This is a genomic window from Pseudoflavonifractor capillosus, assembly GCF_016899775.1.
Lineage (GTDB): Bacteria > Bacillota > Clostridia > Oscillospirales > Oscillospiraceae > Lawsonibacter.
In genome coordinates this window covers 1-18953 of record NZ_JACJJE010000034.1, presented here as the reverse complement: position 1 = coordinate 18953, position 18953 = coordinate 1, and the positions used below count along the sequence as shown (strand labels likewise).

The window sequence follows — 18953 nt, the reverse complement described above, 5'->3', positions numbered from 1 at the left end:
TCTGTGACGGCATCATAAAAAATGGGCCGCGCCGGCAGGCGCGGCCCTGAAACGGTGATCAGTCGGGGCTGATGGTGTAGTTAGGAGCTTCCTTGGTGATATAGATATCGTGGGGGTGGGACTCCCGCAGGCCGGCCGCCGTGATCTGCATGAACTGGGCGTTCTGCTGTAGCTCCTCGATGGTGTGGCAGCCGGTGTAGCCCATACCGGCCCGCAGGCCGCCCATGAGCTGATAGATGGTGTCGCTGGTGGTTCCCTTGTAGGGGACGCGGCCCTCCACGCCCTCGGGGACCAGCTTCTTGTTGTTCTCCTGGAAGTAGCGGTCCTTGGAGCCGTGGTTCATGGCGGCCAGAGAGCCCATGCCGCGGTAGGTCTTGAACTGGCGGCCCTGATAGATCTCGGTCTCGCCGGGAGACTCCTCACAGCCGGCCAGCAGAGAGCCGATCATGACCACATTGCCGCCGGCGGCGATGGCCTTCACGATGTCGCCGGAGAACTTCACGCCGCCGTCGGCGATGATGGGCACGCCGTACTCGGCGGCCACCCGGGCGGCGTCATAGATGGCGGTGATCTGAGGCACGCCGATGCCGGCCACCACGCGGGTGGTACAGATGGAGCCGGGGCCGATGCCCACCTTCACGCAGTCGGCGCCCGCCTCGATGAGGGCGCGGGTGCCCTCGGCGGTGGCCACGTTGCCGGCGATCAGCTGCACGTCGGGGTAGAGGGCCTTGATGCGCTTGACGGTCTCCAGCACGTTCTGGGTGTGGCCGTGGGCGGAGTCCAGGCCCAGCACGTCCACGCCGGCCTCCACCAGGGCGGCCACCCGGTCCAGCACGTCGGAGGTGGCGCCGATGGCGGCGCCCACCAGCAGGCGGCCCTTCTCGTCACGGGCGGAGTTGGGGTATACCTCGGCCTTCTCGATGTCCTTGATGGTGATGAGGCCCTTCAGGCGGAAGTCCTTGTCCACGATGGGCAGCTTCTCGATCTTGTGCTTGCGGAGGATCTCCTTGGCCTCGGCCAGGGTGGTGCCCTCGGGCGCGGTGACCAGGTTTTCCTTGGTCATCACGTTGTCGATGAGCTGGTTCATGTCGGTCTCGAACTTCATGTCCCGGTTGGTGATGATGCCGATGAGCTTGCCGTTGTCGCAGATGGGCACGCCGGAGATGCGGAACTTGGCCATCAGCTCGTCCGCCTCGGCCAGGGTGTGGCCGGGGGCCAGCCAGAAGGGGTTGGTGATGACCCCGTTCTCGGAGCGCTTCACCATGTCCACCTGTTCGGCCTGCTGGCTGATGGACATATTTTTATGGATGATGCCGATGCCGCCCTCCCGGGCGATGGCGATGGCCATGCGGTACTCGGTGACGGTATCCATGGCGGCGCTGATCAGGGGAATGTTCAGCCGGATCTTCTTCGTCAGCTGGGTGTGCAGGTCCACGTCGGCGGGCAGCACGTCGCTGGCCGCGGGGATCAGCAGCACATCGTCAAAGGTGAGGCCCTGCTTGACGAACTTCTGGGCGGCGTCCTGATTGACCATAAGCTACAACTCCTTTTCCTTCTCCGCCCCGCGGGAGCCGCGGGGCCTGTCGTCACAAAAATGTGTATTCGATATTCCATTGTACCCTGTTGTCACAAGGGTTGTCAAGGAAGCACTTCACCAAAAATCAGGGCCGCCTCAAAGCGGGATTTGCCGCCTTCGTCCATCCCCTGGACGAAGTGGGTCCCGTCCTGCTCCTTTGTCCAGAGGAGCAGCTCCTCTCCGGGGCGGCACTCGGCCAGATAGCCGATCTGCATGGAGGACAGGAACCGGTCGGGGCCCAGGCGCTCCATCTCAAGGGCGTCGCAGGCAAAGTCGGCGTACCGGGTGTTGTTCACGTGGCCGTTCAGGTCGGTGTCGCTGTAACGAAGCTTCCGCCGCCCGGCCAGCTCCAGGTCCTGAGGCAGGCGGAGCTTGGACAGCTTCTTGCTCTTGCACAGCTCCCCGCCGCCGGTGCCGTCCAGCTCGTGCACGGTGGCAAGGCGGATGATCTGCCGGGTGTCCATGCTGGCCAGCACCCAGGCGGAGACGCACTCGCCCACCGGTTCTCCGTCCACAAACAGGTCGTAGTCCCGGTACATGGTGGCCCCCTTGTCCCCCCGGTGCCAGGTGCGGATGGTGAGGGGCTCCTCCCACCGCAGGGGACGGCGGAGCTGGTACCACACCCGGGTGAGCATCCAGAAGGCGTGATAGCCGTCGGTGGTCATGGCCCGGCCAAAGCCCCCGTGCTCGGCGGCCTGGGTGGCCGCCTCCTGGATATGGCCCAGCAGGGCGGAAGCCTTGCAGTAGCCGTTCCCGTCCACGTCCCGGGAGTCGATGGGCAGGGTCATCTCATAGGAGAGGCTCATTTGGACTCCTTTCCCCGCAGCAGCAGCGTGGTCTTGCAACAGATGTCGTCCAGATCGTCGGCGGTGGCGGCGGGAATGCGCATCTGGGCCCCGCAGTCCCGGCACTGCAGGTCCACCGAGCTGTAGTTCACCTGAAAGGTCCAGTTCTTGGAGCCGCAGGTGCAGGAGATGCCGCCCCGGGCGGCAATGTCCCGGATCTCAGACAAAACCTCCTCCATGATCAGGGGGTCCAGGAAAGGGGGCTTCTCCTCGTCCTCGGTCTGGCCGGAGCTGTCGGGGGACTCCAGCTTGTCAATGGCCCGCTCCAGCCGGGCGGTGGCGGCGTACACCGGGCCCTCCTCGCCCACATAGCAGCAGTCCAGGCCGGAGGCGGCGCAGGAGAAGGCCAGGGCCTTTTCCCGCAGAAAGGCGTGGGAGGGGCAGGAGACCAGGTGGTCCCGGCCGCAGGCCACGCAGGGAACGGTCAGGTTGACCCGCTGGGGCATGAACTCCACGGTCAGCTCCGACTTGCCGCAGGGGCACTTGATGTGGGCAGGGGCGGCGGCCAGGGCGAATACGTCCTTTTCCACGATCACCGACTGGCGGCAGCGGGGGCAGATATAGGCAAGAAAGCGCGTCTTCTCATGTGTCATGGGCGTTCCTCCAGTTTCCTTGTGCGCGGTTGGGGCCGGGGCGGCGGGCCGTCCCGGCGCAAGGGATATTATACCGCAGATTTTCGCCGTTGACCAGTGGGTTTTTCGCACCACGGGGCGCTCAGGCGCATAGTCTGGGACAGATTTTGGAACCAATGGAGGGAAGCATCCATGTCTCAGACCTATCAGATCCAATATTTTTTGGGGGCCAACTCGCCCCAGGGCTTCTATTCGCTGTACGACCAGCTGCTGCCCCCGGAGACGGCCAATGCCATTTACATCATCAAGGGTGGTCCGGGCTGCGGCAAGTCCACCCTCATGCGCCAGGTGGCGGCCCAGGCCGCCCAGGCGGGGGAGACGGCGGAGTACATCCTGTGTTCCGGGGACCCGGATTCTCTGGACGGGGTGGTGCTGCCCCGGCTGAAGGCGGCCCTGGTGGACGGGACGGCCCCCCACGTCATAGAGCCCAAGTATCCCGGCGTGGTGGAGCAGTACGTCAACCTGGGCGTTTGCTATGACCGGGAGGGGCTCCAAGCGGTGCGGGAGGAGCTCCAGGGCTGCATGAGGGGCTACAAGGAGCACTATCAGCGGGCCTACCGCTGCCTGGGGGCGGCCGCTGAGATTCGGGAGGACGTGCGGGACACCCTGATGACGGAGGAGCTGGAGGCGAAGCTGGCCAAGCGGGCCCGGGGCATTTTAAGCCGGGAGCTGAAGCCCAGAAAAACCGGCGAGGCGGGGGCGGTGAAGCAGCGCTTTCTGGGGGCGGTGACCCATAAGGGCGTGCTGACCCTCTACGGCACTGCGGCCGCCCAGTGCACTAGGATCTATGAGCTGTCCGACCGGTACGGCCTGGCCCACCCGCTGCTGGCCCGGCTGCTCTCCGGGGCGGTGCTGGGGGGTTATGACGTGGTGGCCTGCCCCGACCCCATGGCTCCGGAGCGGCTGGCCCACCTGCTGGTGCCCGAGGCGGGGCTGGCCTTTGTCACCTCCACTCCGGCCCAGCCCTACCCGGGGCGGGCCTGCCGCCGCCTGCGGCTGGAGGCTATGGCGGACCAGGACCTGCTCCGCCGCTGCCGGCCCCGGCTGCGCTTCGCCCTGAAAGTGTCCGCCGCCCTGGTGGAGGAGGCGGTGGACTCCCTGGCCCAGGCCAAGGCTATGCACGACGAGCTGGAGGGGCTCTACCACCCCTATGTGGATTTCGGGCGGGGAGCGCTGGAGGGGGAGCGGATCGCCGGAGAGGTCCTGGCGCTGGCGTAGACCGGAAAAATGCCGTTGCCTTTGCACCGCTGTTCGGCGCAAAAGTCCGCGCTTCGCTTGCCGGAAGTCTTGCACAGCAGGCCTTCCGGGGCATTTGATTCCATTTGAGGCGGGCGGCTGCCCCCTCGAGTTCCCCCGCCAATACTCGGGCGGATTCGTCTAAACAGAGGTTTTTCGGCAAGCTGGGAGGCCCGGCATTGAAATGCCGGGCCTCCATCTTTGAGGATTTCTGAGTGAGGGGGAGTGACGCTCCTCAGGGGCGGGCGCAGCAAGCCGCCCCTCTGCCGGAAAACGCGCGGGGGCAGGCCGGGGGAGCGCACGCCCAGGGGGAGCCGCTTCCGGGCGGCGGCGTCAGAGCGCCTTCCTGAGGGCGCTCCAGAGGGGCCTGCGGTTTATGAGCGCGACTGCCGCGAAGCAGAGGCACGACCACATGGGCAGGTAGGGGACCTCCCGCTCCATAAGGACGCACTGGATACACAGCAGGAGAACGCAGGGGAGAAGGCGATGGAGCGCCCAATGAATCCGCAGCATGGAGCGGGTGTGGAGGGCCCGCACAGTGAAGATCAGAATATAGCTGAACAGGGTGGAGACGGCCGCGCCCATAGAGCCCCAGAGCGGAATCAGGAAAAAATTCCCCGCCAGATTGCAGGCGGCGCCAAGCATGGTTGTGACAAGGGTGGCTGTGCTGCGCTGTTCCACCATATAGATGGAGGACAGAAAGGAGCCCAGGCAGGCGAAGGTGGTGGCCAAAGTGAGCACCGGCACATACCGCCACGCCTCATAGTACTCCGGAGCCGCCAGCAGGCGGGTGGACAGCCGCGCCGTGAGGATGACTCCGGAGGCGGTCACAAAGGCGATGGCCGAATAGACGGCATACACATTGGAGAAAAAACGCTCCTTTTCCGCCTTCGGCTGCTCCGCCAGCGCGGAGAGCTGCCATGCGGACGTGAAAATGCCGGCTACATTCATCAAAATATTGGGAACTTTGTTGGACACCGCGTAAATGCCGGTGGCGGCGCTGCCGATCAGCAGGGCGATCAAATACCGGTCCGAGATGTTGATGATCCAGCTGCAAAGGGTGCTGGGCACCAGCGGCGCGCTGTACCGGAGCATCCGTCCGGCTTCCGACCGGGAGAGGGACGACAGACGCAGGTATTTCCACTCTTTCGCGGCAGAAAACACAAATACCGCGGCAATTCCGTCGGCCAGTACGTTGGCCAGCACATAGCCGGCGGCCCCCAGGGGGAAGACCGCCAGCAGCAAAATATTAAGCAGAATTGTCAGAACCGTGCGGAAGATGCCGTCCAGCGCAAAGAGACGGACATGGCCCAGCGCGCGTGCGAATTGGTTGCAGATCGAGTGGAGGTTGGCCGCCAGCACATAGAGCAGAACCAGCCGCACATATCCGGAGAGAAACGTCAGCTGGTCCAGGAGGGGGGAGGCCAGGGCCAGAACGAAGAAGCCGGCCGGCGTCACCAGAATACCGGTGGTAAAAACGCTGGCCTTGTTGGAGCTGCGCTCCAGCCCGTATCAGATCACTCCGTTTGCGATTCCGACGGAGGCAATGGGGATGATCAGGTTTCCGGTCTGGATCAGCAGGTCGGTGATTCCGTATTCGGCGCTGGAGAGGACGCGGGTGTAGAAAGGGGTGAGCAGAAAGGTAAGAAACCGGGCGCCGAATGTGCTGATGCCAAACAAAACGGTGTTGGAAATCAAATTCCGATAGAGATTCAAGGGGTCAGCCTCCCAGGGGCCGCTTGCCGGCAAGTTTATGCGGGACGTTTCCCACAGATTGCTTTATGCTACCTCCGATTCTTAAACCATGGATAAACCAGAGATAAACATTTTTGTGCCGGGTTCAGCGGAAAAGAGCCCTCTAAACCATACGAAACAGCCTAGGCCTTGTTTGAAAAATGTCAACATGCCCGAACAGCGAGTCTTTTTCCGTCATATTGCGTTGATTTTCCTTGCGATACACAAAGTATTGCTGCGTCAAATCGCCTTGCCTGACGAAAAAATCCTTCGCTGTTGGGCATATTTCCAATTTTTAAACTAGGCCCAGAGGGTTCTTGCTTCGGATGCCGGACCGGCTCAGCCGGCCAGCGCCACCTCCTGACCGGAGCCGTCGGTGCCGGCGGCGGTCAGGCGGTCCACGGTGTACCAGGCGGCGGTGCTGTTGTGGTCGCCCAAGTTCTCATACACCTGGATGGAGACGCTGCCGTCCTCGTTGGTCTGAGCGGCGGAGGTCAGATTTTGGTTGTCCTGTGCGCTGTTGTTTTCCTGATAGAAGCGCAAGGCCAGATCGGCCAGCTCCTGGTTGCTGTAAAACTGGAATGTGTCGGACCCCTGCTCAGAGACGTAGGTGAGGTGCTCTGTGGCGCCGTCCGCCCAATCCAGGGTGACCGTGTCCCCATTGCGGCTCACGGTGCAGGAACTGGTGTTGTCCGCCGCGCCCATGGAAAAGACGGCCTCTGTTCCGGCTATGGAGTATGTGAATCCCACGCCGGTTCCATCCTCCAGGCCGGCCGTCCGGCCTGTGGCGCCGCCCTCGTCAAAGAAGTAATACTGTCCGCCATCAGACAGCCAGGTGCCGGGTGTGAACGCGGCGTCCTCAGTGGGCGAAGCCGAGGGCGTTTCCGAAGATGTGCTGCCCGAAGCGGCGGGCGGCTGTGCGGACGCGGACGAAGACGAATCGGAGCCTGAGGCGCTGCAGGCGGCCAGCAGCATCATAAGGGAAGCCGCCAGACAGGCAATGCCCGCAATGTACCGTTTTTTCATCATGAGAATCACCACTCCTTTTCATGATGCCCTGTTATAGCATCAGACCGGTTCCCTGTCAACAGAGTTTCATCATCCTTCATAAAACAGAAAGAATTTGTTCACAGTTGTTTCATGTTTGAATCACATGCCGCAAAAATCATGCGTATATGGAGCGCTGCATTCCCTGGGATTCTCCATATTTTCAGGCTGTCGAAAAAGCCCTCCTGCAAGGAGTTCCGCCGTCCGCAGACGGCGGAATAAAATTCAATCCTGTCATTTCCGAGGACATGCGCCTCGGAAATGACACCTCTCACGAAATTTTGACCGACAATTTCGCAAGAAATCGAGGTCAAAATTTCGTGTAGCCCCATTCGAAAAAGTGGCTTTTGCCACTTTTTCGACGGTCTCTCCATATTTTATTTGCAGTTTAAGAACAACAAAGAAAAATGTGTTATGATACCAGATGCAAGAAGGAGGCGGTGGGAATGACCATCAAAAAACGCCTGTTCTGCTCCAATATTCTGATGATTGCAGTCCCCGCGGCCATTGCGGCTTTGATCGGACTGGTGTGCCTGGGGCTGCTCTGGTTTATCCTCCACGGCGGAGGGGGCATGCACCTGGAGGATGGGGAGGACTTTTCCCGGCTCGGACGGAGCGTCACCAGGCAGCTTCAGGGCTGCCTGGCCGACGACCCGGACACATGGACCGGCCGGATAGGGGGGCTGGAGTCCATGACGGAGTCCGGGGCGCTCCGCATCGTCGTGGTGCGGGACGGCGTCCCTGCATACGCCGCGGGTGAGGAGCGGCCGAGCGACAGCCGGCTGGCCCAGGCCGCGGACGGCGTCGGTGAGGCCGAGGTGCTCGTCTCGGCCGGGGAGCGAAGCATTTACCGGACCAGCGGAGAATACCAAGGCGGCACCTGGGCCCTGTATCTGTTCGGGACCAGTCAGGGCCGTCTGGACAGTGGGCTGAGAGTCGCGCTTGCGCTGGCGGCCATCGGGGTGATTTTTGTGGTGTTTCTCACCGTCCTGATGACCAACCGCTTTCTCACCCGGTTTGTGGTCCGCAAGATCGAAGAGCCCCTTGACCTGCTGAGCGAAGGGGCCCGCAGGCTGGGGGAGGGCGATCTGGACTTCCGAATCGCCTATGCCGGGAAGGACGAGTTTGCGCCGGTGTGCGGCGCGTTTAACGAGATGGCCGCCCGGCTGAAAGAATCGGTGGAGCGCACCCGCCGGGACGAGGAGAGCCGGAAGGAGCTGCTGGCGGGCATCTCCCACGACCTGCGCTCCCCCCTGACCTCCATCCGGGCCTATGTGGAGGGCCTGCTGGACGGAGTGGCCCAGACCGAGGAGAGCAAGCAGCGGTACCTGCGCACCATCCGCACCAAGGCGGAAGACATCGACCGTCTGGTGTCTCAGCTCTTTTTCTACTCCAAGCTGGACCTGGAGGGGGTCCCCATGGAGATGCGCCCCATCCGCCTGGACGAGTTTGTCGCCGGATTTGTGGAGGAGGCCGCCCTGGACAGCCGGACACGCGGGCTGGAGATCACGGCGGAGCAGCTGGCCCCGGTGACCGTCTCCGCCGACCCTGAACAGCTGCGCCGGGTGCTCTCCAACATTCTGGAAAACAGCATCAAATATAAGGCCAAGGAGACGGGACGCCTCCGGATCACGCTGGAGGAGAGCGGCCGCCTGACCCTGGCCGATGACGGCCCGGGAGTGCCGGAGGAGGCCCTGCCCAAGCTGTTCGACGTCTTTTACCGCAGCGACCCGGCCCGGAAAAACCCCGCCGGGGGCAGCGGCCTGGGACTGGCCATCGCCGCCAAGGCGGTGCAGGGCATGGGCGGGACCATCCGGGCCCGCAGCGGCCCACACGGGGGACTGGCCATTGAGATCACACTTTCAAAGGAGGAAGCCTGCAATGCAGAAAATCCTGATCGTTGAGGATGACGGAGATATCGCCGCTATCGAGCGGGATTACCTGGAGCTGAACAACTATCAGGTGGAGATCGCCGCGGACGGGCTTGCGGGACTGGAGCGGGGGCTTCACGGGGACTTTGACCTGATCCTGCTGGACCTGATGCTGCCGGGCATGGATGGGTTCTCTGTCTGCCGCCGTCTGCGGGAGGAGACCGATGTCCCCATCCTCATGGTGACCGCCCGGCGGGAGGACATTGACAAGATCCGGGGCCTGGGCCTTGGGGCGGACGACTACATTGAAAAGCCCTTTTCCCCCAGTGTCCTGGTGGCCCGGGTCCGCGCCCACCTGGCCCGGTACCAGCGCCTGACCGGCGGGCAGCAGAGGGCGAAGCCGGAGCTTCAGGTGGGCGGCGTGCGCCTGAACACGGAGACCCGGCGGGTCTTTGTGGACGGGCGGGAGGTGGAACTGAAAAACCGGGAATATGAGCTGCTCTGCTTTTTGATGCTCCATCTGGACATGGTGTTCAGCCGGGAGGAGCTGTACGAAAGGATCTGGGGGTTGGAGGCCATGGGGGACAACGCCACCGTGGCGGTCCATATCAATCGGATTCGGGAAAAGATCGAGCCGGACCCCAGCCGCCCCCGGTATATTCAGACGGTGTGGGGCGCGGGCTACCGGTTTAAAGGACAATGACAGGGAAGAAGGCAAGTGGAAATGTGGCTCCTTTTTGCAGCCGGCTCCGCATTTTTTGCGGGCGTAACGGCAGTTTTGGCCAAGTGCGGCATCCAAAAGACGGACTCCACGGTGGCCACCGCGATCCGAACCATCGTCGTTCTGATCTTTGCATGGATGATGGTATTTGTGGTGGGGTCCCAGGAGCAGATTCAAACCATAGACCGGACGACGCTCTTGTTTCTGATCCTGTCCGGGCTGGCCACCGGCGCTTCCTGGCTGTGCTATTTTAGGGCGCTTCAAATCAGCGACATCAACAAGGTGGTGCCCATCGACAAATCCAGCACCGTGCTCACCATCCTGCTGGCGTTCCTCCTGCTGGGAGAGCCCATAGGCCTGTTCCAGGGGATCGGGGTGGTGCTGATCGGCGCGGGCACCTTCCTGATGATCGAGAAGAGGCAGCAGGAAGGCCCGCGCGGGGGCTCTGGGAAGGGCTGGATGCTCTGCGCCTTCGGCTCCGCTATGTTTGCCAGCCTCACCGCCATTCTGGGCAAGGTGGGTATCCAGGGGGTGGAGTCCAATCTGGGGACCGCCATCCGCACCGGGGTGGTGCTGGTCATGGCCTGGGTCATGGTGCTGGTGACCGGCAAGGCCAAAGCGGTGCGGCAGGTGCCACGGCGCGAGTTGATCTTCATCTGCCTGTCCGGTATCGCCACCGGCGCCTCCTGGCTGTGTTACTACCATGCCCTTCAGGACGGCCCCGCCAGCGTGGTGGCCCCCATCGACAAGCTGAGCATTCTGGTCACGGTGGCCTTCTCCTACCTGGTGTTCCATGAGCGGCTGACCCGCCGCTCCGGCCTGGGGCTGGCCCTGATCGTGGCCGGGACGCTGGCCATGCTGATATGACAAGGCAAGCGGCGGGGCTGGGCCCGCCGCTTTTGTCTCAATTCATTCATAAAGATGCCTCCTTGGTCTGAAGACGGAATTTGTCGGCAATTTGCCCCGCCCTTAAATCTGGTGACAATATACCTCAGGGAAATGAGAAAACCATGAGGATCAAATGAGGTTTTTTCACCGGATTCTCATTTTTCTCCGTTAAGATAGAGCGCATATCAATCAAGGAGGTGAACGCGTATGCGTGTTTTGGTGATTGAAGACGATGCGGCGCTGAATGGCATCCTGGCCAAACGTCTGGCGGAGGAGGGCCACTCCGTGGACTGCTGCTTTGACGGTCGGGACGGTCTGGACTACGCGGAGGCGGCGGACTATGACTGCATCGTCCTGGACTGGATGCTCCCCAAAATGGACGGGCTGACGCTGCTGCGCAGGCTGCGGGGCGGGGGAAACCACGCCAACGTCCTGCTGCTCACGGCCAAGGATTCCATCGAGGACCGGGTGGCCGGGCTGGACGCCGGGGCGGACGACTATCTGGTGAAGCCCTTCTCCTTTGACGAGCTGCTGGCCCGGGTCCGGGCCCTGCTCCGCCGCCAGAGCGAGGTGCGAAGCCCTGTATTAAAGCTGGATGATCTGGTGATGGACACGGCCAGCAAAACTGTCCAGAGGGCCGGGAAAAAGCTGCTGCTGACCTCCAAGGAGTACGCCCTGCTGGAGTATTTGCTGCGCCACCAGGGGCAGACCCTGACCCGCTTCCAGATCTCTGACCACGTCTGGAACTTCGACTTTGACTACGACTCCAACATCGTGGACGTGTACATCCGGTACCTGCGCAACAAGGTGGACAAGCCCTTTCCCAACAAGCTGATCCACACCGTCCGGGGCTTTGGCTATGTGATGAGGTGCGGCGATGCGTAAGGTATCCATCCGCATTCAAATCATGCTCTGGTACACCCTGCTCACGGCGATTTTGCTGGCGGTATCCCTGCCGGTCCTGTACGGCGCCATGGCGGGGTCCCTGCGGCGGGACCAGGAGGCGTACCTCCGCTCGGCGGCGGGCCAGCTGGCCTCTCATATCGAGTGGGAGGACGGGGACTTGAAGCTCATCAACGACCTGGACCTGCCTGCCGGAACCCAGTATCTGCTCACCGCGGAGTCTGGCGGACGGATCGTATCCAGTGAAAACACCTGGGCGGATGCGCCTTCCTTTCAGCCGGACGAGGTCTATCTGTCCTCCACCGGGCGGGGGGACCAGCTCTACCTGGATCAGGAGTTGGAGCTGGAAGGGGGCGAAAAGATCCGGATCCGGGTCTCCCGCTCCAACGGCACGGTGGAGCGGTCCCTGGACCAGCTCCAACTGGTGATGCTGCTGGCCGTCCCCGCCTTTCTGGCGCTGGCAGTCTTCGGCAGCTACTTTCTGGCCAAGCTGGCCCTGCGTCCCATCGACCGCATTACCGAAACGGCGGTATCTCTGGGGGCTGGGAATCTGTCCCAGCGGATCACAGGCATCGAGAGCCGGGACGAGGTGGGGCGGCTGGCGGGGGCCTTCAATGGGATGCTGGCCCGCCTGGAGGACTCCTTCCAGCGGGAGAAGCAGTTCACCTCAGATGCCTCCCACGAGCTGCGCACCCCGGTCTCCGTCATCATGGCCTATGCGGAAAATCTGACCGCCCACGCCCCCGACCGGGAGGCAAAGGAGCAGGCATCCGCTATTCTGACGGAGAGCCGGAGAATGCACAGCATCATCGCCCAGCTGCTGGCCCTGACCCGGGGCTATGAGGGAAAGTACCAGCTGTCCCTGGAGGAGATCACCCTGGCGGAGATGGTGTCGGACGTGCTGGCGGAGCTGACGGAGGCGGCGGCGGCCGGCGGCATTACCCTGATCGAGCAGGTGCCGCCCCGCATTCAGCTCTCCGCCGACCAGAGCCTGATGACCCAGCTGCTGCTGAACCTGGTGGAGAACGGGATCAAGTATGGAAAGACAGGCGGCACCGTCGCGGTCAGCGCGCTGGAACAGGATGGACACATCCTTTTGACCATCCAGGACGACGGCATCGGGATCGGAGAAAAAGACCTGCCCCATATTTTTGACCGCTTTTACCGGGCGGATCAGGCCCGGGACCGCAGCGGCTCCGGGCTGGGGCTCTCCATCGTCAGATGGATCGTGGAGCTCCACGGCTGGACCATCCAGGCGGCCAGCGAGCCGGGGAGAGGGACCCGGTTCATCATTCAGATTTAACAGGGCAAGAAGAGCCGGCACCCGGAGAAAACCGGGTGCCGGCTCTCTTTTGAGGCGATCAGCGTTTGTGATGCCCTGTGCGGTGCTGAGCCGCATGAGGCTGCACAGGTTCCTGTTTCTGGGGCAGGAGCGTCAGAACTGCCAGCGCGATGGCGCTCACACAGAGTACCAGCAGGAGCTTTGAGGAGATCGTATTGCCGGAGAAGTTCATCATGGGGTTGTACCAGTCCAGAACGGCGAAGGTGAGAAAACACAGGGAGAGGATGATGATCAGATGGGAGAGGATCGTTCGGATCTTCATGCGGCAGCCTCCTTTTTGGGTTCACAGATACAGATACAGTCAGAAATGGTCTTGGAGGGCTTGTAGGAGTGGTTGACATATCGGTTTTCCAGAGTCATGAAGACCGTGTGGCCACCGTCCAGATTGTAGGCCGCGGCGCAGCCCAGACCCTCAAAGACCTGCGCCAGCTCCGGGAGGCTCATTCCCCTGGAGTATCCCGGCTGGCGTCCATCCACCGTTACAAAGCAGTAATGGCCGGGCTCGTAGTAGCCCAGTGCGGTGCGGGGGTGTGTCTTCTTGATATAATCCCAGGTGTCGAAGCTGGCCAGCGCCTTTCCGCTGTCATCCAGCAGGCGGGGGCCGAAGATCCAGGTCTGGAGGATTCCCTGCTCCAGCGCCGCCTCTGGGTCAAACTGATTGGGGCCGTATGTGGCCATGGTCCCGCCCTGATAGAGCACGCAGATGTCCTGGGTGGTGGGGTTATTGCGGTACACCGTCCCGTTGCGCACCAGCAGGCCGTTGCAGTGGCTCCGGTTGAAGCAGTAGGAGTCCCCGTTCATGGCCAAAATCGCTCCCACGCGGCGGCTCATGGAATCCAGGGGCTCCCGCTGCCCGTTGGCATCATATTTTCCGCCGGCAAATTCGGTCTGAAAAGAACGCAGATCCGCCATGTAGATATCCGCCACATAATAGGTCACGGCATCACTCCTGCGGCCAAAGGCGTGCTGCGTGACCTCCACGGAGAGGTCGGGGCTGGAATAAGTGGAATAGGTAGAGACCACGGTATCGGTAAAGTGCTCCGCAAACTTCTCCCGGAGGGTGAGCGGCTCAGCCGGTTGAGACACTGTCTCGGAGGAAGCTGTGTCCTGTTGGTGGGCGGATGGCTGAATGTTGTTCTGCACCTGAGGCAGCGGGGCGGAAGCTCCGCTCAGTCCCCGGATGGGCGCCTCGTACAGAAGGTAGTAGTTGCCGAAGACCAGAAGGGCTGATGCCAGAATATCCGCCGCCAGAAACAGGGCAATGGACCGGCGGCCTCTGGCGGCCGGAGCAGGTTTTTTATGCGTGTACATGGATCGTGCGCTCCTCTTTTATGGGTTTCTTTTTCCGGAAGATCACCAGCGTCTGGACGGAAAAGCTGACTGCAAACAGGGTCATCTCGGTGATCAGTTTGGCTAGTGGCGCCGCCAGGCCCAGGGCGGTCAGTCCGTGAAGCAGGACGCTGTTGGCGGTCAGAATCCCGGCGGCCAGCAGGACATACTGGGGCAGGTCCTGGGAGACCTGTCCGCCCCCGTGAAAGACCAGATATTTGTTGAGCGAGTAGTTGAAGCAGGCGCTGACCAGCCGGGCGGCGATGTTGCTGCCCACAAGCCCACAGGCCAGGGAGCGGGTGCCCCATGCAAACAGCAGGAACAGCAGGTAGTCCAGCAGAAAGCTGGCCAGAGAACTGAATGCGAATTTCAGCGCTGTTTTACAATGGGCCAATGCCTTTTCCATAAAAATCCCTCCTTTTGCTCCCAGTATACCGGCCCTCCATGAGATGAAAGTGAGAGAAAAATGAGTTTTTCTCATCATCCAGGCCGCAGAAGGCCGGCCCGGAGTCCTGACTGGGCTCCGGGCCGGCGGGGCTGGCACTGTTCAGAAACAGGTGGGCGTCAGATATCCGGAATCCGCATTCCGGGGCCGAAGGAAGCGCTCCAGGCCAAAGGCGCACAGGCGCTCCGCCAGGACGGCGCCGGCAGACGCCAGCAGGACCACAGGGACTGTTCCGGGGAGAAGAGACGGCAGGGACAGGACAGAGTGAAACAGCAGGACGGCGCAGAAAAATCCGACGGAGGCGGTGAGGAACAGGAAGCCCCGCAGAGAGGTCAGCGGGAGGCAGGATTTCAGAAGTGCATCCACCTCCACCGCGCCAATGACCAGGTAGAGGGCCAGGGGGATCTGGCCGGCGGGGAGTCCCAGGACTCCGCCGCCCAGCAGCAGAACCGCCGACGAGAGCAGGATGGCCATGGCGTTGGGCAGGGAGCGGCGCAGCACACAGGGCAGGAACCGCCCTGTGAGCGCTCTCCCGTCTGGAACAAAGGAATGGAAGAAGGCGGGATACCCCTCGATGAACAGGTCGATCAGGGTCACCTGGATGGGGATGAGGGGGAAGGGGAGATCGGCCAGCACACAGAACAGGGAGAGCAGGATGGAGTAGATGGTCTTGACGAAGAACACCCCCGCCACCCGGGTCATGTTGTTGACCACCCGGCGGCCCTCCAGCAGGATGTTGGGCAGGACGGTGAAATCGGAGTCCAGCAGCACCACCTGGGCCGCCTGCCGGGCGGCCTCACTGCCGTGGGCCATGGCGATGGAGCAGTCGGCCTTCCGCATGGCCAGGATGTCGTTCACCCCGTCCCCGGTCATGGCCACCCGGTGGCCCTGGGCCTGAAAGGCCTGGACCAGCTGGCGCTTCTGCTCCGGGGAGACCCGGCCGAACACGGTGTATTGCTGGGCGGCCCGGAGCAGCTCATCCTCGGTATTCACCTGGCTCATGTCCACCCAGGAGGCGTCCTCCAGTCCGGCCTGGGCCGCCACGGCGGCAGCCGCCGCTGGGTGGTCGCCGGAGATGACCTTGATGCGGACCCCCTCCCGCCGGAAGTAGTCCAGGGTGTGGGCGGCCCCGGGGCGGATGGGGTCGGAGAGGACCAAGGCGGCCAGGGCCGTCATTTCCGGGAGCGGGCCATCCGGATCGACGGGACAAGAGGTGGAAGCGATCATCAGCACCCGTTTGCCCCGCCGGATCTCCGCGCTCAGCTCCTCCGGGAGGCGCGTGCCGGTCATGCGGTCGGGCGCGCCCACCACCAGAGTGCCCAGCTCCGGGAAGGTCACAGCGCTCCACTTCCGTTGGGAGGAGAAGGGAATTTTTCCGGTGGGCGTCTGGGGAATGTCCCGGTTGGGAAAGCAGGCCCGCATGGCCTGGAAGGTGGCGTTGTTGTCGTCGATGTGGGTCAGGAACGCCCCCATCCAATCCGCCAGGGGAACGGGCAGGTCCTTTGTCAGCTGCTCCACCCGCTCCACCCGCATGTCTCCCTGGGTGAGGGTGCCGGTCTTATCCAGGCACAGCACGTCCACATGGGCCAGGCTCTCCAGGGAGAACAGGTTCTGCACCAGCACCCGGGATTTGGCCAGCTTGGCCACTCCCACCGCCAGACTGACGGTGATCAGCAGCACCAGCCCTTTGGGGAGCATCCCCAGTAAACCGGCGGCGGTGGTGGTCACCGCGCCGAACAGCGGCGTCCCCCGCAGGACGTACGCCTGGAAAAACAGAAGCAGGCCCAGGGGCGGGATCAGAAAGCCGGTGAACCGGGTTACCTGACCCATGGAGGTCAGCAGCTCCGAGTGATCGGGTACGACCGCCCTGGCCTCCTGGGTGAGGCGGGTGGCGTAGTTGTCCACCCCCACCCGCTCCACCCGGGCCATGCAGGCCCCGGAGACCACCACGCTCCCGGAGAGCAGCTCCTCCCCAGGGGTTTTCCCCACCGGGACGGACTCTCCGGTGAGCAGGGACTCGTCGGTCTCGATCTCGCCGTCCAGGACCAGGGCGTCTGCCGGAATCTGTACCCCCCGCTCCAGCGTGAGCACGTCCCCCAGCACCAGCTCCTCCACCGGAAGCTCCCGTATTTCACCATCCCGCAGGACGCGGGCCTTTGGGGCGGTCAGCACGGCAATCTGCTCCACCAGCCTCTTGGCGTGGAGCTCCTGGGCAATCCCAATGGCGGTGTTCAGGGCGATGATCAGGATAAACAGCAGGTTGGACCACGCCCCCACCAGGGCCAGGGCGGCGGCGATGAGGACATTGAACAGGTTGAACAGGGTGCATACATTTTCCCGGATGATCTGACCGGTGGACTTCGTGATGGGAGGGGGGGGGGTGTTGCCGCCCCCCATCTCCCGCAGGCGGCGGGCCTCTGCCTCGGTCAGACCGTGATATTGTGCGTTCATTTTCATCTGGTTCGCCTCCTGACGGCTTTTGCAGGGACAATATACCGCCGGGGGCTAAACAGTTTTTAAACTGGAGATAACAATTTCTGAAAACAGGGCCCAACAGATTTTTTGTTGAATGGCCACAAAGCGGCACATGAAAAAACAGGGAAGATATACGAAAAATTGAAATCTTAACGAGTTTTAAGGTTTAGAATGCGGTGAGTTAAGGTTCATCCCCTATACTGACAATCAGAAACGCCGGTGTCCAGACCGCCGCTGCCGGTCTGAGAAAAAGGAAAGGGGAAACGTGTATGTACCTTGCACTTCTCGGTTTTGGTATGATCGTGGTCTTTATGGCCCTGATCATGGCCAAAAAGCTCAGTCCATTCACCTCGCTGATCTTGATTCCCATTGTATTCGGCCTGCTGGCCGGCTATGGCTGGGACACTCTGGAGTATGCCGCCAACGGCATCATCAGTGTAGCCAGTACCTTTGCCATGATGACCTTCGCCATCCTCTACTTCGGTGTCATGCTCACCGCGGGCATGTTCGACCCCATGGTGGATGCGGTGGTCTCCTGGTGTAAGGGCGACCCCCTGAAGGTTCTGGTGGGCACTTCGGTGCTGGCCGCCTTCGTCTCTCTGGACGGCGACGGCACCACCACCGTCATGATCTGCTGCACCGCCATGCTCCCCATCTATGAGCGGCTGCATATCAAAAAGATCTATCTGGCCACCCTCATTATTTTGCAGAACTGCATTATGAACCTGATTCCCTGGGGCGGCCCCACCGCCCGGGTCATGTCGGTGATGAATCTGGACGCCGGCGAGATCCTGGCCCCCCTGGTGCCCGGTATGATTTTAGGCGCTCTTTACTCTGTGGGAGTCGGTTACTACTTGGGGCTGAAGGAGCGCAAACGCCTGGGCGTCACTAAAAATGTGGAAATAGAAGTCGCCAAGGTGGAGCTCTCTGCGGAAGAGCGTGCCTGGAAACGCCCCAAAATGATCTTTGTCAACCTGATCCTCACCGCGGCCATCATTGTGGCCCTGGTCATGGGCCTGGCCTCCTCTGAGATCCTGTTCGGCGTGGGTACCGCCATCGCCCTGCTGGTCAACTACCCCAACCAGAAGACCCAGCGTCAGGTGATCAGCTCGGTGGCCCCCGACATGATCAATGTGGTTATGATGGTGCTGGGCGCCGGCGTGCTTATGGGCGTGCTGGACGGTCCCGAGGGCGCGGGCATGTCCAATGCCATCGCGGAGTTCCTGGTCTCCATCATCCCCGAATCTCTGGGCAACTACTTCGCCGTCATTATCGCGATCATCAGCGCCCCCGGTACTTACCTGCTCAACAACGACGCCTTCTACTACGGGGTGCTGCCCCCGCTGGCCGCCACGGCCCAGGCCTACGGCTTTACCGACCTGCAGATCGGCTTTGCCGCCCTGATGGGACAGGCCTTCCATTTCCTGAGCCCCCTGGTCCCCTTCATCTACCTGCTCATAGAGGAACAGTATCTCAAACCAGCCTCAAGGAAGGCTCAAACGCGAATGATTCAAACAATAATAACAGGAGGAATGCATATGAAGATTCAAAAACCCGCCGTGGCGGGGACGCTGGAGTCCAGCGACGCCCAGGTGACGGTGGAGCCCGGCGAGGGGAGTCTTGAGCTGGACCTGAGTAGCAGCGTGATGAACCAGTACGGCCGTCAGATCAAGGCCACGGTGCTGGAGACCCTGGAGCGCCTGGGAGTGACCGACGCCCGGGTGACCGTGGTGGACAAGGGGGCCCTGGACTGCACCCTGAAGGCCCGGGTGGAGTGCGCGGTGTTCCGCAGCTGCGGAGCGTCGGAGCAGAATATTCCCTGGGGAGGTGTGGTGCGATGATCCCTCGTCCCAGACCGGAGCGGTTCCGGCTGCGCCGGACCATGATGTTTATGAATGCCCAGAAGCCG

General features: G+C 62.3%; 17 protein-coding genes and 1 pseudogene. 8 read left to right on the top strand and 10 right to left on the bottom strand.

The features are described 5' to 3' along the window. Positions 1-58 precede the first annotated feature (58 nt). The 3 genes from guaB to H6B31_RS10950 all read right to left on the bottom strand — a co-directional run bounded on the left by guaB (position 59) and on the right by H6B31_RS10950 (position 3014). Entirely contained in the window at positions 59-1534 is a 1476-nt protein-coding gene (guaB, locus tag H6B31_RS10960) for an IMP dehydrogenase (protein ID WP_087286735.1), read from the bottom strand. Positions 1535-1638: 104 nt separating this feature from the next. Next, positions 1639-2382 (bottom strand): acyl-[acyl-carrier-protein] thioesterase, encoded by a 744-nt coding sequence (locus tag H6B31_RS10955; protein ID WP_204898546.1) that lies wholly within the window; start codon positions 2380-2382, stop codon positions 1639-1641. Further along, positions 2379-3014 (bottom strand): hypothetical protein, encoded by a 636-nt coding sequence (locus H6B31_RS10950; protein ID WP_204898545.1) that lies wholly within the window; start codon positions 3012-3014, stop codon positions 2379-2381. The genes H6B31_RS10955 and H6B31_RS10950 overlap by 4 nt, the downstream gene beginning before the upstream one ends. Positions 3015-3185: 171 nt before the next feature. On the opposite strand from H6B31_RS10950, the gene H6B31_RS10945 reads away from it, so the two are divergent. Beyond that, positions 3186-4271, top strand: coding sequence for a hypothetical protein (locus H6B31_RS10945; protein WP_243418995.1), 1086 nt, complete (start codon positions 3186-3188; stop codon positions 4269-4271). A gap of 351 nt (positions 4272-4622) precedes the next feature. Here H6B31_RS10945 and H6B31_RS10940 read toward each other — a convergent pair whose 3' ends face one another. From H6B31_RS10940 to H6B31_RS10930, 3 genes are all read right to left on the bottom strand, one after another. Beyond that, positions 4623-5795 (bottom strand): oligosaccharide flippase family protein, encoded by a 1173-nt coding sequence (locus H6B31_RS10940; protein WP_275960384.1) that lies wholly within the window; start codon positions 5793-5795, stop codon positions 4623-4625. A gap of 6 nt (positions 5796-5801) precedes the next feature. Further along, complete coding sequence (locus H6B31_RS10935) at positions 5802-6005, bottom strand: hypothetical protein (protein ID WP_204898543.1); 204 nt, start codon at positions 6003-6005, stop codon at positions 5802-5804. A 357-nt stretch (positions 6006-6362) separates the two neighbouring features. Further along, on the bottom strand, positions 6363-7052 hold the full coding sequence (locus H6B31_RS10930; RefSeq protein ID WP_204898542.1) for a hypothetical protein: 690 nt from the start codon (positions 7050-7052) through the stop codon (positions 6363-6365). Positions 7053-7516: 464 nt separating this feature from the next. Here H6B31_RS10930 and H6B31_RS10925 point away from each other — a divergent pair, with 464 nt between their 5' ends. The 5 genes from H6B31_RS10925 (at position 7517) to H6B31_RS10905 (ending at position 12756) form a co-directional block, all read left to right on the top strand. Continuing rightward, on the top strand, positions 7517-8974 hold the full coding sequence (locus H6B31_RS10925; RefSeq protein ID WP_204898541.1) for a sensor histidine kinase: 1458 nt from the start codon (positions 7517-7519) through the stop codon (positions 8972-8974). Next, positions 8952-9644, top strand: coding sequence for a response regulator transcription factor (locus H6B31_RS10920; RefSeq protein ID WP_204898540.1), 693 nt, complete (start codon positions 8952-8954; stop codon positions 9642-9644). The genes H6B31_RS10925 and H6B31_RS10920 overlap by 23 nt, the downstream gene beginning before the upstream one ends. A 21-nt stretch (positions 9645-9665) precedes the next feature. Further along, on the top strand, positions 9666-10529 hold the full coding sequence (locus H6B31_RS10915; protein WP_204898539.1) for an EamA family transporter: 864 nt from the start codon (positions 9666-9668) through the stop codon (positions 10527-10529). 228 nt (positions 10530-10757) lie between these two features. Continuing rightward, positions 10758-11435 (top strand): response regulator, encoded by a 678-nt coding sequence (locus tag H6B31_RS10910; RefSeq protein ID WP_204898538.1) that lies wholly within the window; start codon positions 10758-10760, stop codon positions 11433-11435. Beyond that, complete coding sequence (locus tag H6B31_RS10905; RefSeq protein ID WP_204898537.1) at positions 11428-12756, top strand: sensor histidine kinase; 1329 nt, start codon at positions 11428-11430, stop codon at positions 12754-12756. The genes H6B31_RS10910 and H6B31_RS10905 overlap by 8 nt, the downstream gene beginning before the upstream one ends. Before the next feature lie 58 nt (positions 12757-12814). On the opposite strand, the gene H6B31_RS10900 is transcribed toward H6B31_RS10905, so the two are convergent. The 4 genes from H6B31_RS10900 to H6B31_RS10885 form a co-directional block, all read right to left on the bottom strand. Next, positions 12815-13057, bottom strand: coding sequence for a hypothetical protein (locus tag H6B31_RS10900; protein WP_204898536.1), 243 nt, complete (start codon positions 13055-13057; stop codon positions 12815-12817). Continuing rightward, positions 13054-14106, bottom strand: coding sequence for a phosphodiester glycosidase family protein (locus H6B31_RS10895; RefSeq protein WP_204898535.1), 1053 nt, complete (start codon positions 14104-14106; stop codon positions 13054-13056). Before H6B31_RS10895 ends, H6B31_RS10900 begins: the two co-directional genes overlap by 4 nt. After that, positions 14093-14530 (bottom strand): GtrA family protein, encoded by a 438-nt coding sequence (locus H6B31_RS10890; RefSeq protein WP_204898534.1) that lies wholly within the window; start codon positions 14528-14530, stop codon positions 14093-14095. Before H6B31_RS10890 ends, H6B31_RS10895 begins: the two co-directional genes overlap by 14 nt. A gap of 141 nt (positions 14531-14671) precedes the next feature. Continuing rightward, positions 14672-17026: an HAD-IC family P-type ATPase gene (locus H6B31_RS10885; RefSeq protein ID WP_204898533.1), complete on the bottom strand. Its 2355-nt coding sequence runs from the start codon at positions 17024-17026 to the stop codon at positions 14672-14674. Between the two features lie 287 nt (positions 17027-17313). On the opposite strand from H6B31_RS10885, the pseudogene H6B31_RS10880 reads away from it, so the two are divergent. Then, positions 17314-18495, top strand: a pseudogene (locus tag H6B31_RS10880) (CitMHS family transporter); the annotation flags it as partial. Positions 18496-18582: 87 nt separating this feature from the next. Continuing rightward, the gene (gene citD / locus H6B31_RS10875; RefSeq protein WP_204898560.1) at positions 18583-18885 is read left to right on the top strand and encodes a citrate lyase acyl carrier protein; all 303 of its coding nucleotides are present in this window, start codon (positions 18583-18585) and stop codon (positions 18883-18885) included. The last annotated feature ends 68 nt before the right edge of the window (positions 18886-18953 follow it).

Bases quoted from the DNA above. Each gene is read 5' to 3' on its own strand.
- guaB (WP_087286735.1), bottom strand. From the start codon at position 1,534: ATGGTCAATCAGGACGCCGCCCAGAAGTTCGTCAAGCAGGGCCTCACC.
- H6B31_RS10955 (WP_204898546.1), bottom strand. From the start codon at position 2,382: ATGAGCCTCTCCTATGAGATGACCCTGCCCATCGACTCCCGGGACGTG.
- H6B31_RS10950 (WP_204898545.1), bottom strand. From the start codon at position 3,014: ATGACACATGAGAAGACGCGCTTTCTTGCCTATATCTGCCCCCGCTGC.
- H6B31_RS10945 (WP_243418995.1), top strand. From the start codon at position 3,186: ATGTCTCAGACCTATCAGATCCAATATTTTTTGGGGGCCAACTCGCCC.
- H6B31_RS10930 (WP_204898542.1), bottom strand. From the start codon at position 7,052: ATGATGAAAAAACGGTACATTGCGGGCATTGCCTGTCTGGCGGCTTCC.
- H6B31_RS10925 (WP_204898541.1), top strand. From the start codon at position 7,517: ATGACCATCAAAAAACGCCTGTTCTGCTCCAATATTCTGATGATTGCA.
- H6B31_RS10920 (WP_204898540.1), top strand. From the start codon at position 8,952: ATGCAGAAAATCCTGATCGTTGAGGATGACGGAGATATCGCCGCTATC.
- H6B31_RS10915 (WP_204898539.1), top strand. From the start codon at position 9,666: ATGTGGCTCCTTTTTGCAGCCGGCTCCGCATTTTTTGCGGGCGTAACG.
- H6B31_RS10910 (WP_204898538.1), top strand. From the start codon at position 10,758: ATGCGTGTTTTGGTGATTGAAGACGATGCGGCGCTGAATGGCATCCTG.
- H6B31_RS10905 (WP_204898537.1), top strand. From the start codon at position 11,428: ATGCGTAAGGTATCCATCCGCATTCAAATCATGCTCTGGTACACCCTG.
- H6B31_RS10900 (WP_204898536.1), bottom strand. From the start codon at position 13,057: ATGAAGATCCGAACGATCCTCTCCCATCTGATCATCATCCTCTCCCTG.
- H6B31_RS10895 (WP_204898535.1), bottom strand. From the start codon at position 14,106: ATGTACACGCATAAAAAACCTGCTCCGGCCGCCAGAGGCCGCCGGTCC.
- H6B31_RS10890 (WP_204898534.1), bottom strand. From the start codon at position 14,530: ATGGAAAAGGCATTGGCCCATTGTAAAACAGCGCTGAAATTCGCATTC.
- H6B31_RS10885 (WP_204898533.1), bottom strand. From the start codon at position 17,026: ATGAAAATGAACGCACAATATCACGGTCTGACCGAGGCAGAGGCCCGC.
- citD (WP_204898560.1), top strand. From the start codon at position 18,583: ATGAAGATTCAAAAACCCGCCGTGGCGGGGACGCTGGAGTCCAGCGAC.